This window comes from Streptomyces sp. Je 1-369, assembly GCF_026810505.1.
Taxonomy (GTDB): domain Bacteria; phylum Actinomycetota; class Actinomycetes; order Streptomycetales; family Streptomycetaceae; genus Streptomyces.
This window is the reverse complement of the sequence record NZ_CP101750.1, coordinates 1-14,801: the sequence shown is the minus strand read 5'-3', so window position 1 is coordinate 14,801 and position 14,801 is coordinate 1. Positions and strand designations below refer to the sequence as shown.

Below are 14,801 nucleotides of genomic sequence, written 5' to 3'. Positions count from 1 at the left end.
CCCCCGCCGGCCCCCTCCGGCTCACTCCCGCCTGGCTGCCTCCACATTCAGCCACGCAACACCCTCACCCCGCGGTACTGAGCAAATGGGTCCCTGCGTAAGTAGCGGTGTGCAAAGCGGTATTGCGGTGCCGCACGGTGCACGAGAGGCCTGCGGTACGAAGCACCGTCGCATGCTGACTCGCGCTCGCCGGGGAGATCCCCGCACGACGGGCGAGCTCACCGGTCGTACAGCCCGGATGCTCGGCAATGGTCCACAGCACCACGGCACGCGTATGCCCCAGCAGTGCCGTCAGGGAATCAGGGACCGTACTGAGTACCCGGGCGGTCTCCACGGGCGCCAGAAATAGATCCGTGTCACGTACACCGACGGGATAGGTCAGCCACGGCTGAGCCTCAGCCGTTTCATCGAAGGCCGGAAACACCGCACCGAACACCGACGGAATCAACAGCAGCCCGCGGCCCGCGAGATGAATGTCCCCGGTGAACCCGGAAGCCGTCGTCAGCTCCAGCACCGGCGAATCCCACCGGATACAGCGCGGGTTGAGCCCCGACAGCAGCATGTCCCACCCGCCGTGGGCCACCTGACGGGCACGCAGCACCCGATCGGCACGGCAGAGCGCGTCCATGTGCTCCTGATACGGCGCGACGACCTCCCGGTGCGCATGCGCCACGGCATCGGCGAGCTCCCCGAGCAGCCGCCCGTCACCCCCCAGCGCCCGCGTCCACCCCGGCAGGCCCTGCCCGGGCCTGCGCCCCGCCCAGGTCTCCATGTCCGAGCGGACCCGGGCGGCCGGCGTGGCCCGCACCCGCTCCACCGCCTCCTCGATGCTGCCGGCCCCCGCATGGTCCAGGAAGTCGACGCTCCAGCCGGTCGGCGGAATCAGATCGAACAGCCGCCGCACCCCGGGCGCCAGCCGCCGCAACGACTGCCGCCGCCACGCCCCGAACCGCGCCGCATGCGCGCCGTCCTGCAGCAGCCGCACCGCGATGTCCAGCTCCAGCATCGGACGGGGCGCCTCGGCCAGCCGGGTACGGGCCAGGTCGGCGGCGGTGAAGTGGATACGCAGCGGCATGCGCAGAGCCTGATCAAGATGTCGTTATTCGGGCTAGCCCAAAACACGTCGACCTCGATCACCCGCCTGCGCCACCCTGGAGCACGAACAGCCCCCGCCCCGGCCCTTCGGCGACCGGCCCTTCCTGGGCCCTCCCGCAGCGGCCGGCCCGATACCGGTGGGACGGCCGCGCCACGGGGGAACGCGGCCGTCCCACCAAACCCGCCACCACCGCCGCCGCCCTGGGCGCCTGGGGTCTCAGGCGTCGAACCGGCCGCGCGCACCCTCGATATGGGCAAGGTGCCGGTGGGTCCAGCCACAGATGGCGTCGACCGCGGCGAGCAGTCCCCGGCCCGGCCCGGTGAGGGTGTACTCGACCCGCGGCGGCACGGTGGGATGCACCTTCCGCTCGACCAGGCCGTTGCGCTCCAGCATGCGCAGGTTCTGGGTGAGCATCTTGTGGCTGACGCCCTCGACCTCGTCGCGCAACTCACCGAAGCGCAGGGTGCGTTCGCCGAGCGCCTCGATGATCAGGAGCGCCCACTTGTTGGCGACGTCGGAGAAGATCTCCCGCGCCAGGGAGTCCGCGCGCCGCAGGTCGGCGTCCTCGGGCAGGCCCTTGAGGAGCTGCTTGGTCACCATCAGGTTCCCCAGTCACTAAAAAGTGCGTTCTTCCAGGTCAGCCATCACTCTCCTACAGTTACCGAGTAACCACAAGAGAGCGTCCCGGAAGGACGGCCACCACCATGACCACCCCCAGCACCTTCCACCTCGACGTGCCCGCCGAGGACGACTTCGGCTACGTGCAGGCGATCAAGTCCGGCGATCTCGTCCACGTCTCCGGACAGCTCGCGTTCGGTGAGGCGGGCGAGCTCCTCCACGCCGGCGACTTCACCGCCCAGCTGAAGCAGACCCACGCCAACATGGACAAGGTCCTGGCCCACTACGGCGCCACCCGCAACCAGGTCATCGCGCAGACCCTGTACCTGGTGAACCTGCACCGGCACAGCGCGGCGACGATGAAGGGCAACCTGGCGTACTTCGGCGACCACCGCCCGGCCGCCACGGCCCTGGGCGTCACCGAGCTGACCTTCCCCGGCCAGCTCATCGAGATCAGCTTCGTCATCGACACGAAACTGCCCGCCTGAGGCTTCGCGGGCCTCATGCGGGCTCCCGGGGGGGCGCCAACGAAGGCGCCCCCCGGAGAAGGACAGGTCACCGGTTCGGCGGCAGGACCCATCCCTTCTTGACCAGCTGGTCACAGTGCCAACGGCCTTGAGAAGGGCTCTCGCCCTTGTTCTTGGTCGCCTTGAGGCAGTCCTGGTAGGGGAACGGCGGGCCCTGCTTGTGAGCTGAAGACGATGCCTGGGCGGTCGCTGCCGACGCACCGAGCCCGGCAGCGGCCACAGCCAGGGCCAGGGCCATACTCATCCGACGCACAAAGTTCTCCTCTTCTCGCGCCGAAGCGGGGAACGCTCCGGCAGATCCACGCCGTCTTGCCGCGGCCCAACCGCCGCACAAGATCAGCGATCACTCAACGAGCGAGGTCATCGGCAGGACATCGCTCATCCGTGTGATTCCCCGGCCATGACTGAGCCCGCCCGCCCCCAAGAACTCCCCGGCGCGAGAACGCCCGTGCGAAAGAAACACCCGCGGCCGCCCATGACAGAACGCGGTGGTGAGGAGGGCTGAGCCCCGCCTCACCACCGCGCCTCTGCGGATCCCGAGTGCCTACGTCAGCGCTGGGCGCCGGGCTCGTGCCCCATGCCCTCGTGGCCGTAGCCCGCCGCCTGGGCCCAGACGATGCCGAGCGGGCCGCCGACGCTGTCGTACGTACCGGCGAACCCCTTGTGGTTGTAGCCCACCCCGTGGTGCGGGGCGTCGTGGTCGTCGTCGGCGACGGCCGAACCCGCCCCGATGGCCAGAACGGACACGGTGAGGGCGGCGGCGAGGATGGTCGAGCGAACGCGCATGAGGATATTCCTCCTGGAATATGCAGGTGCTGTCGCCATGTCACTTGCCGCGGCGGCAGCCCCGGGTAACGGTCCAGCCCCCCCTCTCCACCCGAACGGTCCCCGGAGTGCTACCGCATGGCCCACGCGCCCCCGGCAGCCGGCCAGGCAGCCGCCTCCGCTTGACCTTGTCACGGTGACAAGGTGTCCACTGCCTCCCAGAGAGAGGCGGACCGATGACCACGACACCCCAGCCCCCAGACCCGGCACGAGCCCCCCACACCCAGCAGACCCCTCAGACCCCCCTGACCCAGCAGACACTCCAGGCACTGCAGGACAACAACTCCTCCGTACGCCTACGAGCCGCCCTGGCAACCGGTACCACCCCCAACCCGCGCTACGTCGGCCAACTCATCCAACGAAGCGCAACCGAGCCCGAGTTCTTCGTCCGCGACATGCTGACCTGGGCACTCACCCGCCACCCCGTGGCCCTGACACTGCCCGAACTGCTCCGGGAAGTCCGCTCGGAGCGCGCCCAGGCACGCAGCCAGGCCCTGCACACCCTGTCCAAGATCGCAGACCCGCGGTCCTGGCCGGCCATCACACCGGACCTGCTGACCGACACCGACGACGACGTCGCGCGCAGCGCCTGGCGCGCCGCGGTCGTCCTCGTACCGGAAGGCGACGAAGCCGCCCTGGCCGCGACTCTGGCGACCCAGCTCGGACGCGGTGAGCGGGAGACGCAGCTGAGCCTCAGCCAGGCACTGGTCGCGCTCGGCACAGTCATCGAACCGGCCCTCCACGAGGCGGCCACAGCCCAGGATCCCGACATACGAGCCCACGCCCTCGCCACCCGGCGACTGCTGCGCGACCCGGACGCCGGATTCACCCTGGCGATCGAGGAAGCCAAACGCACCATGGCCCTCACCGGCGCCCCACAGAACGGACGGGACGACCCACGGGACGGCCAGGGCGCGCCCCACAGGACGGACAATAGGCCCCGTGCTGATCGGTGAGGTGGCAAAACAGTCCGGAGTAAGCGCCCGCATGCTCAGGCACTACGAATCCCTCGGCCTGGTCCAACCAGCACAGCGAACCGACTCCGGCTACCGCGAGTACTCCGCGAAAGACATCCAGCGGATCTTCCACATCGAAAGCCTGCGCTCCCTGGGCCTGTCCCTGCGCGACATCGGGCGCGCCCTCGGCGACCCGGACTTCACCCCCGCGGCACTCGTCGGCGACCTCATCCGTCAGACACACGACCGCATCGCCACCGAGACCGAACTGCTCACCCGCCTGCGCCGCATCGACGCCGCGGGCCCCACCGACTGGCAGGACGTCCTGAAGGTCGTCGCGCTCCTCCAGGCGCTGGGATCGCACCACCCCGGAACCCGCCAGCGCGCCGCCCTCTCCACCGCCCACGGAACTCCCGTGCCGGTGGAGGCCCTGGTCGAAGCGGCACTGAGCGAAACGCAGCCGAACGTCGCAGGCGCCCTGCGATGGGCACTGGCGCAAGCACCCGCCGACGCCCCGGCACTCCTGGCCAAAGGCCTTGACTCGCCCCTGCCCGCGGTACGCAAGCGTGCCGTCCAGGCCCTCGCCGAAATGCCCGGGGACGAGACCACCACACACCTGCGCGACGCCGTCACCGACCCGGACCCGCAGGTCCGCGCGCAAGCGGCCCTGGCGCTCGGAACACGCGGGGAGAGCACAGTGATCGCGACGCTCATCGACATGATCGTCGCGGGAAGAAACGACACCGACGCGGCCGACGCACTGAGCCGACTGGCGAGCAGCGACGACACCACAGCCGACCGGATCACCACCCGCCTCGTCGACCACCTCGCCCACCCCGCCACCGAACCACCCGCACGCGGCCGCCTGACCCAGGCACTCGCCGACATCCCGGGAACGACAGCCGCACAAGCCCTCCTACAGCTGTCGCACGACGAGGACCAGGCAGTCTCACTGACCGCCACGTACCTCCTCCAAGCCCGCCGGGCCCGCCGCTGACCCGCACAGCGACGACGCCGCACCGACGGACACGCCCGCCGCCCACTCCCGGCGAAGAGCCGCCTCAGAGGCGGTGGACGGTATGCAGGGAGTCCGCGTAAATCCCCGGCCCGTCCAGAATCGACGCACCCGAGACATCGGCCATGGTCGGCCCGTCGGCGCTCTTGCGGCTGGAGAGGAAACGCCGTCTGCCCGCCCGGTCGAGGCCGAGGTGAACGCCCACATGATCGACGTCGTACGCCTCCGGATCCTCGGGGTCTCCCGCCACGTCATGGACGTCGAACAGGACCAGGTCACCCGGCTGCAACTGCCCCAGATCCACCGCGGAACCGCCACCACCCGCCCGCTGGGCGACGCGGACACCGGGCGCGAAGTCCACCATCGCACCGGACTTACGCGGCAGCGCCTTCTTCGCCGGGTCCTTCACCGCCACCATGTCCACGCCCATGTGAAAGCCGTAGACCATCCGCACATACCCCGAGCAGTCCAGGTTGCCGAGCTGACCGTCCTCGGGCCTGCGGGTCTCGTCGGGGAAGGTCCACGGCCGCTGCATGTAGTCGTGGAAGTCCGCGCCGACGGGCAGCAGCCCCTGACTGTCGGGCGCTCCGTACCCCGCCTCGCCCAGCACGTCAGCGCCCGCCACCCGCGGATCCGCACCCTGAACATGCGGGGCGCCGGGCAGGAACATCATCGCGTACGAGAAAACATCCGGCGCCATCGAACCGGCCCAGCCGCGCACCACGGCCTCGAGGCCCGGCGTCCACTCACCGTCGAACGGCGCATCCAGGAGCCGCACCCAGTCGCGATGGGTGACCGAGGGCGGCGACGCCCAGGTGGCTTCGGCCACCTCGAAACGACGCACGGTCAAGGTGACGGGCAGGTTCGTACAGCCGGGAGAGGCGAACCCGCGCACCCCCACCCGCCCGCTACGAAGCCCCGCCTCGGCGACCTCGACCTCCGCGGTGGGCGCCTGCGGTTCCCCACCGGCCGCGGGCCACGCCGTGACCTGCGCCTTCGCCCCCGTACGGCGCACCCGGACCTGCCACACAGCACCGGCCCGCACATCCGTGGCCAGCGGCCCCGCCTCGGCCAGCACCACCGTCCTGCCGTCCGCGACCTTCTCGACGCGCAGGTCGACTTCCCCCTTCGTGGTGAAGGAGAGCCGGGCCCGGTAGTGCGCGCTCCCGCCCCGGTACCCGAAGAGCAGGGCGAAGGAGCAGGCGTTGCCCGCAGGCACCTTGTCGAAGGAGGCCTCACAGGTGACGTCGACGTCGGATATCTGGTCGTCGGTCAACGTGGCGTAGCGGCCCTCCTCCGTGTCCTTGAGGAGCATCGTCGCCGCGCCCCTGGTGTGGACACCGAAGTCGGCGTCGCCGGGTGTTCCCCCGTACACGCTCCAGGTACCGCCGGCGGGCGAGGTGCCCCAGCCGGGCTTCAGCTGCTTGGCGGGCGGGAGCGCCGGGTCGGGGACCAGCCGGTGGAACACGTCGGTGAAGGACTGCTTGTTCTCCGTGAACGTCCGCTCGGGCCCGGACATCAGGACGGTACGGGCCCCCTTGGTCAGTACGGCGACCCGCTGCTGCCCGTGCCGGACCTCCGTACGCACGGGCGTACCCGGCAGCACCGTCGCACTCAGCTCGCCGAGAAAGGAAGGGGCGAAGGCGGCCGTGTCGTACGGCGTCCCCGTGAAGGTCATCGCCGAGCGCGGCCCGCTCGTGGAAGCAGCCCCTGGGCCGGACGCTGACGCGAGCGGCGCGGCGGACGCGAGGGGAGCACCGCGCCCCGGAGCCGCGGCGGCGGCAGTAGCAGCAGCCGATGGAACCGCGGCTGAAACGGTGAGCGCCCCAAGGGCGCCGAGGAGACTACGACGGGAGGTATCGGTCACGGGCCACATCATCCCCACGGCCCCCCGGAAGCACCGCATCCGGCACCACCCGCCCCCACCACTCGAGGCCGATTACCTCGCCGCCGAACACGCGAAAATCTATGCTGGCTGGAGTAGACATTGGGCGGTGCTCTGGTTATGGTTTCTCTCGTAACCCAGGGAGTTAACAGGGCCGGGCAGAGACGAACTGCCAGGCAGCAGTACCCGCAGTATCAGCAGTACCGCAGTACCCGCAGTTGCAGTAGGCAGGACGGTGCGGTGGCGGAGTCTCGAAGCCAGGGTTGTTGCGTGACGGCGATGGGGCTGGCGACCGGACCGGGTGGCCCGCAGTGATCAGGGGCCGCCATGAGCAGTACCGCAGTACCCGTAAGTGCAGTTCAGCAGTACGCAGTTGATCACCGAGGGAAACGGAGGAGCCAGGCGCCATCAGGATCGCCCGGGCGTAAGCCTTGAGCCCGGGTACCGCAGGACATCGATAGTGAGGTGGTCTCCGGTCAAGCAACCGCGATCCCCGCAACCCCGGCAGCTCCCAGGCCGGGTCGGCGGAAACAGAGGGCCGGCGCAGTACCAGGGCCGGCAGATGGTGTAGCAGTTCCTTCGGGGCCCGGGTGCCGTAGAGCACCCGGGCCCCTCAAGCGCGTTCCACAGAGAGGTGCAATGACAGCAGACGACTCGTTCAACCGGCTCGATGACGACGACTACCCCGCCTACACCATGGGCCGGGCCGCCGACATGCTCGGCACTTCCCAGGGCTTCCTGCGCGCCATCGGAGAGGCCCGCCTGATCACCCCGCTGCGCTCGGAGGGCGGACACCGCCGCTACTCCCGCTACCAGTTGCGCGTCGCAGCCCGCGCTCGCGAGCTCGTCGACCAGGGCACCCCTATAGAAGCCGCCTGCCGCATCGTCATCCTCGAAGACCAGTTGGAAGAAGCCCAGCGGATCAACGCCGAACACCGCCGCACCGCCGCCGCACCGCACCCGCCCGCCACACCCTGAGCGGCCCGTACAGCATCGCGCGACGTGACGACCTGACGGTATGCAGGCGGTGCCGGTCGCGCTGACGGCGGAGCTGGGCCCGCGCGGTGGCGGCCGCACCGGGCGCAGCCGGACCGTGACCGTCCAAGGCGAAAGCGGCCGCGTACCGACGGCCCGTGAGCGGCGCGCAGGGGCGCCCGCACGCTCACTTCACCGCTGCGTGCTCACTCCACCGCTGCACGCTCGCGCGCCGCCCGGACCGCCAGCACGTTGTCGACCAGCCGCACGGCCTCGGTCGCCGGATCCATCGGCAGGGTCAGCAGCGCCCGCACATAGGCCGGTGCCAGCACCAGTTCGAAGATGTCCATCCAGGTCAGCACGGTGGCACCGGCGGCGTCCAGGGTGGCCTGGATCTGCTGGATACGGGGCTCGGCGAAGCTCCGCGTGTCCTGCCCCTCGCCGCCGGCCCGGAGCAGGGCCCGGAAGAAGGCCAGGTGGCCGGGGCTGGTCAGATCGCTGAGCAGGCCGGTGATCCAGGCGTGCAGATCGGCCCGCAGATCGCCGGTGGCGGGCAACGGCGAACGGCTGTCCAGCTCGTCCACCACCGCGTCGATGATCAGGCCGTCGGCGCTGCGCCAGCGGCGGTAGACGGTGGCGGGATGGACGCCCGAGCGGGCCGACACCTCCGCGATGTCGACGGTGCCGTCGGCCGATTCGGCCAGCAGCTCGCGGGTGGCCGCGCGCACGGCCTCACGGGTGCGGGCGGTACGGCCGCCGGGGCGGGCAGTCCCTGATGCTTGCGTCACCGCTCCACTCTATCGCGAAACTCTTGCATTAGTGCGTCCGAGAGGCCTACGGTAAATGCGAAACATTCGCATGAGGGTTGCTGGGCCACCCCAGCACCCGAAGCCAAATCAGAAGCCAAAGCACAAGCGGAACCGGAGGATGCCGTGGCCCACGCACTCGTCGTCGGCGCTGGAATCGCGGGGGACACCCTCGCGCTACTCATGGAAAGGGACGGCTGGACGGTCACCGTCGCGGAGATCGCACCCACCCTGCGCACCGGCGGCCAGACCGTCGACCTGCGCGGCGACAGCCGAGAGGTCCTCCAGCGCGCCGGACTGCTCCAGCAGGCACTCAACCGCCTGGTCCCGCAGCGCGGCGCAGCCTGGATCGACGCACACGAACGACGCCTCGCCGAGATGCCGGTAGAGGCATTCGACGGCCGCGGCTACGTCTCCCGCGAGGAGTTGCTGCGCACAGACCTCGCCCGGATCATCCACGAGGCAACCGGCCCGGGCGTGACCCACCGGTTCGGCGAAACCGTCAAGGCACTGCAGGACACCGAGACAGGAGTCCTCGCCCACTTCCGCAGCGGCACCCAGAAAAAATTCGACCTCGTGGTAGGCGCCGACGGCGCACACTCAACGGTCCGCACACTGCGCTTCGGACCGGAGGAGACCTACCGCAAGCCCCTCGGCCTGGCCCACGCCTGGTTCACCCTCACCGAACGACCCGAAACGCCGCCCCTCGACGGCTGGTTCCTCACCCACAACGCACCCGGCCGCCGCGCCGTCGAGGCCCGCCCCGGCCACCCCGGACACCAGGAGGTGGGCCTGACCTTCGCCACCGACACACTGCCCCCACGACACGACCGCCAAGCCCAACACGCCCTGCTGGAACGGACATTCGCCGACGTCGGCTGGCGCACCGCCGAATTCCTGGCCGCGGCCCGACACGCCGACGACTTCGCCCTGGACACCTTCGACCAGATACACACACCGCGGTGGAGCACCGGCAGAATCGTCCTGCTCGGCGACAGCGCCTGGTGCGCCAGCCCACTCAGCGGCCTCGGCACCGCCCTCGCCCTGCGCGGCGCCGCCGAATTGGCAGCCGCACTGCACGCCGCAGGCGCACCCGACGACACCTCGCGGACACCCGCCGCGCTGACCGCCTTCGAGCAGACCATGCGACCCAGAACCACCTCGGCACAGCAACTCCTGCCCGGCCGGGTCGCCTCCATGGCACCCAAGTCCGCACTGGGAATCCGGATCAACGCACTGGCCATGCGCGCACTCCAGTCAAAGGCCGCCCGCCCACTCATCCGCAAGGCCCTCGCCGACTCCGAGCACGGCCGCACCACCACCCCCACGGCCGAACCCCGAACGAGCCCGGCCACCTGACCGGCGACTCACCGCTGACCACCCCGATCCACGACGGCAAAAAACCCCGGCACAGCCTGAGCGCCTCCGGCCGAGCACTGCTGGAATCAACCACTCCCCGACGGCACCAGACGCCAACCCGACTCAGCAGTACCGCACTGGTTGCACTCACCGAGCGAACAAACCAGCGCAGTACTCCCGGCTCAACCCACCGCAGGACGCGCCCAAGGCCCCGCACTCCATAGCCTGTGAGTCACAACGCAACCGACCACCGCGGGGAAACCGACGCGCGTACGTTCCATCGCTACCACCGCGCTGAACGGACCCGCCGATGACAGCACTGGCGCGAACCGCCGAAGACGCTTCCGGTCGGTGCATTCGATCAGGGCCTTCGGAGCCCTGACGGCAAGAAGAACAAGGGGGATGGCACGTGAAGCGAATCATCGCGCAAATCGGTCTCACGGCCACTGTCGTTGCAGCAACATCAGTCGGGCTCGCCTCCTCGGCATCGGCAGCGCAGGCGTGCACCAACCTGCCCGGACCGGCCGGCGGCAAGCTGCCGTTGTGCAAGACCTGGGTCTGGGACGGCAACGACTACGACGGCAAATGGAGGACGAACGGCCCCTCCACACTGCCGTCGTACAGCTACCTGGAACGGTACGAAGACGGCACCGTCTACAGGTCCTCGTACTCAGGCAGCTACAACGACCGCGACAAGGTGTACTTCCGAGTCTGCGACAGCCGCGCCGGCAGGTGCGGCGCCTGGTGGTGACAGACCCCGCACAACCCCCGGGCACGCTGCCACCCGCCCCGGGGACACACCACAGGCCTTGAGCCAAGACCTGTCCACTGGGCCATCGCGCCACTCTCCCGCAAGGACGAGAAGCGCGCGATGGCCTTGCCCCAGCACAACCTGCTCCAGCTGCCGAGGCACCAACCTGCCCCGTGACCGCCCTGAGTTATGTGAGAACCAGCCTCTGTCCGCCATCGATCAGCATCGCGCCTCCCCGCAGGCAGGCAGCGGCGGGGCGGGAGGCTCAGGCCCCTTCAGTACGGATTGCACAGCCCGGAGCGCCCGGCGCATGCGCACGCCCTCCTCACATTCCTCCGTGCGACAGCCGGGGCAGCCCGGCGTGTGCCCACGAAGCCGACTGTCCAGCACACGTGCGGCGGCCTCCGGGCTCAACATCGAGAACACCAGTCCGCCGGCGGCACTCATCGTGCGCCCGACCATCGCGGATCGCGAGCCATACAGATGAGAGCGGCGACAGACGGAACAGCGCACAAGTCACCCGCGATGCGAGGGCGCACCGCCCAGTGCAGGCCAGTCGGGCCGGTGAGGTCAGAGGCAGGGACGGACAGGTACTGGCCGCTCCCCAGCATCGGGGCCTCAGGATACTTTGCCGTCCACGGCGGCACGGGCGTGCGCTCGACGAGCGCGTAGTACTGGTTCTGCGGGCGATTGTGGATGACCGGGCCATCAAGCAGCTCGGCGAGCATACGGGTCACGATCTCCAGGTCACTGGTTCCGGCCGCGACATGTACGAGCGGACCGGGCAGGTAGACCGAGTTGAACCGCCTGCCGAGCGGGAGCAGGGCGAAGCCCCGCTCCGTCCACTCCCGTCGCGCCTGTTGCGGCGCCGCCTGCGCACGCGCCAGCCAGTCGAAGACCACGTTGTATGTCTGCTGCGTGTCCACTGTCCAACCCCTGCCGCCGTCACTGATCAGCTGTGAGACAAGGGTGGTGACCTGCAACGGCGATAACTGTCACTCTTCGGTGACAGTGGGTGTCACAGACCGAGCCACGCTGACATGTAGCCCAGGGCGTCCGGCGTTCTACGCCGCTGGCGCACCAGCCCTTCAATCGTCGCGCGAGCCCCCGGGTGGTATCGCGTCTGCTGCGGAGCCAGCTCGCGGGCCTTCGCGATCGAGGTGAGCGCCGCCCCGCTGCGCCCCGTCTCCATCTCCGAGCGCCCGCGGTCAATCCACACGTGGGCACGGCGCGACGTCGGCCAAGAGTCCGGAATGCGCAGCTTCTTCGCCTTCTCGACGGCCTTGCCGAACTGGCCGATCTCCGTGAGCGCCGACAGCTCATGCGCGGCCCAGTTCGTCGGCCCGAAGGAGAGCCAGTGCACATGCTCGACGTCCCCGGCTCGCTTGGCAATCTCCTTGGCCTCCCGCAGATGGCTCTTCAAGGCGTCCTCGTCGCGGGCACGCGCGGCCATGACAGTGGCGCCAAGATGCAGTTGCCCGGATACGGCCAACACCTCCGAGGTCTCGCCGGTCTGTTCAAGTAGGAGGTGACCGGCCTGCACCAGACGTCGTCCGATGGCGAGTTCACCCTCACGGTGATAGACGAGGCCTCGCATGTACTGGCGGACAGCGGCGAGGACCGGGTCCGAGGCTCGTTGAGCCGCCCACTCCATGCGATCGAGAGCGATGGTGGAGAGGTCGTAGAAGCCAAGCTTGATCGTGACGTCATGGGCGGTGCGATACGCAGACCCGAGAGCAGCCCACAGCTCTCTGGAGGGAGCGCGGTACGCCGCGGTCGTCAGCTCGGCGATGAGCCGCGGCAGCGTCTGCGCTGCCTTGTTGAGATGCGTAGCTCGGACCTGCTGACACAAGAGGTCTGCTGCGGCTGTCAGCTGGGGCGTCTCACGCGTGGCGACGTCGGGGTCGGCTCCCAGGTCGTACAGATCGAGGGACTCACGGATGGGGCGGATGAGCCCGGCGAGGCGATCTTGTTGGAGCTCGGTCATGTACGGCTGTCCTGTCAGGCTCGCGACGCCGATGTGCAGCGCCCGAGCGCAGGCAGCCATGAAGGCCGTACTTGCTGCCTTATGGCCGCTCTCTACCTGGTGCAGGAGGCTGTACGAGTAGCCGATCTTGAGGGCTAGACCACTCTGCGTGTATCCGGCCAGCTTCCTGTACTTCGCGATCCTGGTACCGGGGTGGTCGTCTCTAGGCATACGGGAACTCCGTTCCTGGCTCACCACTTGGAACGGTACCCGCGCTCGATACCACCGGCCCGGCTTATGCCCTCGGCCCACCAGGACCAGGAGCAGTTGCGTGCGAACGGCACGGCCGGTGGGATAGGGCCCATGACTACGCGGACGCTCTACTTGTTCGGCTCTGCAGCACCGCCCGTCTTCGACGTGGCGAAGGTGATCAGCATGGCGCAGGCCGATGAGTGGGACGTTTGTCTCGGACTCACGCCTTCTGCAGCACGCTGGCTGCACGAGACCCTCGACGACCTGGCCGATCTCACCGGACACCCGGTACGCAGTGAGTACAAGGCACCCGGCGAGCCGGATGTGTGGCCCGAGGCCGACGTGATCCTCTTCGCTCCGGCGACGTTCAACAGCATCAACTCCTGGGCGCTCGGCATGACATCGTCATTCGTGGTCGGCGTCGTCGCCGAGGGCATCGGCAAGGGCATCCCCACGGTGACCATGCCGTGCGTGAACGCCGCGTACGCCACACACCGGCAATTCGACCGCAGCATCGCGGAGCTGCGCGAGCAGGGCATCACGGTCCTGTACGGCGAGGGCGGGTTCATGCCTAACGCGCCGGGGACCGGGACGCCGCAGGCATACCCGTGGGGCGCTGCGGTCGCCTATGCAAGGGAGCTGGTCGGCCGAGCATGACGAAAGGCCCCCTTCCACTCGAAGGCGAGAGGGGGCAGCTCTGTCTGTCGTGGGTACTGGCGGCGGGCGGGAACGAGCGTGGCCGACTCGGGACCGCTTCAGGCTCGGGCTGAGGTGCCCCGTCACCGAGGAAGATCAGGGCATCCGGACCTCGTACGGCGGCTGGAGCGAGATGCGAGAATTCAACGAACACTATTCGCCCAAATGCCGGAAAATTAGCCGTAGTTAAGGTATTGTGTAAACCACAGATCCTCACAGAAAGGGACCCTCATGCCGGAAAGGACACATGATTTCGGGCATTACGGGGCCCGAGGAATCAAGGGCAGTGAAGCCGTCGCCCGCCAACTCGACAAACTCACCGAATTCATCGCCACCCCGATCACACAACAACGCGGCCTGATGGCCCGTTTGAAATACCTGACTCGCACAGGCCACGCTCGCCAGGCTGCACGTGATGCCGGCCTGACGGTCACCGACCGCACTCTCAACGCCTGGCTGACAGGTAAACGTCGCCCCTCTAAGGCCAACCTGGCGAAGATCGAGGCTGCTTACCGTGCGGTACGCCGCCAGAACGTGGCCCGCTACCTGCTGCGCCGACTGAACAACGGGGGAGGGACCCGAGTGGAGATCCACCCGTTCAACCAGTCCCAGGTCGACCGACGGTTCCAGAGAGTGCTGGAGTACCGCAGTCTCAACATCCGTCAGTGGGACGCCATTATCCGGTCATGGGCGGCTGGAGATGCGACGGCCCAGGACGATGCGTGGGTGGACGCGATTGTGGATCTGGGGTCGCAATGGGGGCAGTACGAATATGTTTCGGCGGTGGGGTTTGCGGCGTGAACTGACGTCATATCAGGTGGTGACGTACGGTCAACTGACGGAGCGTCACCATGCGTACGAGGCCTGGCCTTTGCTGCCGCTTTTAGTGAAAGCCGCGGAGCGGATTTCACCCGGAAATCGCGGAGCGAATTCCGGTAGGCCGAATCGCGGAGCGATTCGAGCCGCGGACAACGGAGTTGTCCGCGCCGGTGACGGAGTCGCCGGCTGCCGCGCGGAGCGCGGCTTCCCGCCGCGTAGCGGCGGCGCGTCGTGTCTGCGGAGCAGACCGCGCGC

General features: G+C 68.8%; 16 protein-coding genes. 8 read left to right on the top strand and 8 right to left on the bottom strand.

Annotated elements, in window-relative coordinates; all coding sequences use genetic code 11:
• Positions 1-64: 64 nt before the first annotated feature.
• Both NOO62_RS00080 and NOO62_RS00075 read right to left on the bottom strand, forming a co-directional pair.
• On the bottom strand, positions 65-1,075 hold the full coding sequence (locus NOO62_RS00080) for a winged helix-turn-helix domain-containing protein (RefSeq protein WP_268768808.1): 1,011 nt from the start codon (positions 1,073-1,075) through the stop codon (positions 65-67).
• A gap of 237 nt (positions 1,076-1,312) precedes the next feature.
• Entirely contained in the window at positions 1,313-1,696 is a 384-nt protein-coding gene (locus NOO62_RS00075) for a winged helix-turn-helix transcriptional regulator (RefSeq protein WP_268768807.1), read from the bottom strand.
• 104 nt (positions 1,697-1,800) lie between these two features.
• On the opposite strand from NOO62_RS00075, the gene NOO62_RS00070 reads away from it, so the two are divergent.
• Positions 1,801-2,202, top strand: coding sequence for a RidA family protein (locus NOO62_RS00070; protein WP_268768806.1), 402 nt, complete (start codon positions 1,801-1,803; stop codon positions 2,200-2,202).
• 67 nt (positions 2,203-2,269) lie between these two features.
• On the opposite strand, the gene NOO62_RS00065 is transcribed toward NOO62_RS00070, so the two are convergent.
• Entirely contained in the window at positions 2,270-2,485 is a 216-nt protein-coding gene (locus tag NOO62_RS00065) for a hypothetical protein (protein ID WP_268768805.1), read from the bottom strand.
• Between the two features lie 305 nt (positions 2,486-2,790).
• A complete protein-coding gene (locus tag NOO62_RS00060; protein ID WP_268768804.1) occupies positions 2,791-3,027 on the bottom strand; it encodes a hypothetical protein in 237 nt (78 codons plus the stop codon).
• Between the two features lie 215 nt (positions 3,028-3,242).
• Here NOO62_RS00060 and NOO62_RS00055 point away from each other — a divergent pair, with 215 nt between their 5' ends.
• Together NOO62_RS00055 and NOO62_RS00050 are read left to right on the top strand one after the other, a co-directional pair.
• On the top strand, positions 3,243-4,022 hold the full coding sequence (locus NOO62_RS00055; protein WP_268768803.1) for a HEAT repeat domain-containing protein: 780 nt from the start codon (positions 3,243-3,245) through the stop codon (positions 4,020-4,022).
• A complete protein-coding gene (locus NOO62_RS00050; RefSeq protein ID WP_268768802.1) occupies positions 4,009-5,019 on the top strand; it encodes a HEAT repeat domain-containing protein in 1,011 nt (336 codons plus the stop codon). Before NOO62_RS00055 ends, NOO62_RS00050 begins: the two co-directional genes overlap by 14 nt.
• 64 nt (positions 5,020-5,083) lie before the next feature.
• On the opposite strand, the gene NOO62_RS00045 is transcribed toward NOO62_RS00050, so the two are convergent.
• Positions 5,084-6,715, bottom strand: a complete 1,632-nt coding sequence (locus NOO62_RS00045) for a hypothetical protein (protein ID WP_268768801.1) — start codon at positions 6,713-6,715, stop codon at positions 5,084-5,086.
• 846 nt (positions 6,716-7,561) lie between these two features.
• On the opposite strand from NOO62_RS00045, the gene NOO62_RS00040 reads away from it, so the two are divergent.
• On the top strand, positions 7,562-7,900 hold the full coding sequence (locus tag NOO62_RS00040; protein ID WP_268768800.1) for a MerR family transcriptional regulator: 339 nt from the start codon (positions 7,562-7,564) through the stop codon (positions 7,898-7,900).
• Between the two features lie 203 nt (positions 7,901-8,103).
• Here the strand turns inward: NOO62_RS00040 and NOO62_RS00035 are convergent, their stop codons facing one another.
• Entirely contained in the window at positions 8,104-8,685 is a 582-nt protein-coding gene (locus NOO62_RS00035; RefSeq protein WP_268768799.1) for a TetR/AcrR family transcriptional regulator, read from the bottom strand.
• 144 nt (positions 8,686-8,829) lie between these two features.
• On the opposite strand from NOO62_RS00035, the gene NOO62_RS00030 reads away from it, so the two are divergent.
• Both NOO62_RS00030 and NOO62_RS00025 read left to right on the top strand, forming a co-directional pair.
• Positions 8,830-10,062: an FAD-dependent monooxygenase gene (locus tag NOO62_RS00030; RefSeq protein WP_268768798.1), complete on the top strand. Its 1,233-nt coding sequence runs from the start codon at positions 8,830-8,832 to the stop codon at positions 10,060-10,062.
• 409 nt (positions 10,063-10,471) lie between these two features.
• Entirely contained in the window at positions 10,472-10,813 is a 342-nt protein-coding gene (locus NOO62_RS00025) for a hypothetical protein (RefSeq protein WP_268768797.1), read from the top strand.
• 443 nt (positions 10,814-11,256) lie between these two features.
• Here NOO62_RS00025 and NOO62_RS00020 read toward each other — a convergent pair whose 3' ends face one another.
• Together NOO62_RS00020 and NOO62_RS00015 are read right to left on the bottom strand one after the other, a co-directional pair.
• Positions 11,257-11,739, bottom strand: coding sequence for a hypothetical protein (locus tag NOO62_RS00020; RefSeq protein ID WP_268768796.1), 483 nt, complete (start codon positions 11,737-11,739; stop codon positions 11,257-11,259).
• A gap of 92 nt (positions 11,740-11,831) precedes the next feature.
• Complete coding sequence (locus NOO62_RS00015; RefSeq protein ID WP_268768795.1) at positions 11,832-13,010, bottom strand: helix-turn-helix domain-containing protein; 1,179 nt, start codon at positions 13,008-13,010, stop codon at positions 11,832-11,834.
• A 132-nt stretch (positions 13,011-13,142) separates the two neighbouring features.
• Here NOO62_RS00015 and NOO62_RS00010 point away from each other — a divergent pair, with 132 nt between their 5' ends.
• Together NOO62_RS00010 and NOO62_RS00005 are read left to right on the top strand one after the other, a co-directional pair.
• Entirely contained in the window at positions 13,143-13,688 is a 546-nt protein-coding gene (locus tag NOO62_RS00010; protein WP_268768794.1) for a flavoprotein, read from the top strand.
• 270 nt (positions 13,689-13,958) lie between these two features.
• Positions 13,959-14,528 carry a helix-turn-helix domain-containing protein gene (locus tag NOO62_RS00005; RefSeq protein ID WP_268768793.1) on the top strand — a complete coding sequence of 190 codons (570 nt, stop codon included), beginning with the start codon at positions 13,959-13,961 and terminating at the stop codon, positions 14,526-14,528.
• Positions 14,529-14,801 lie beyond the last annotated feature (273 nt).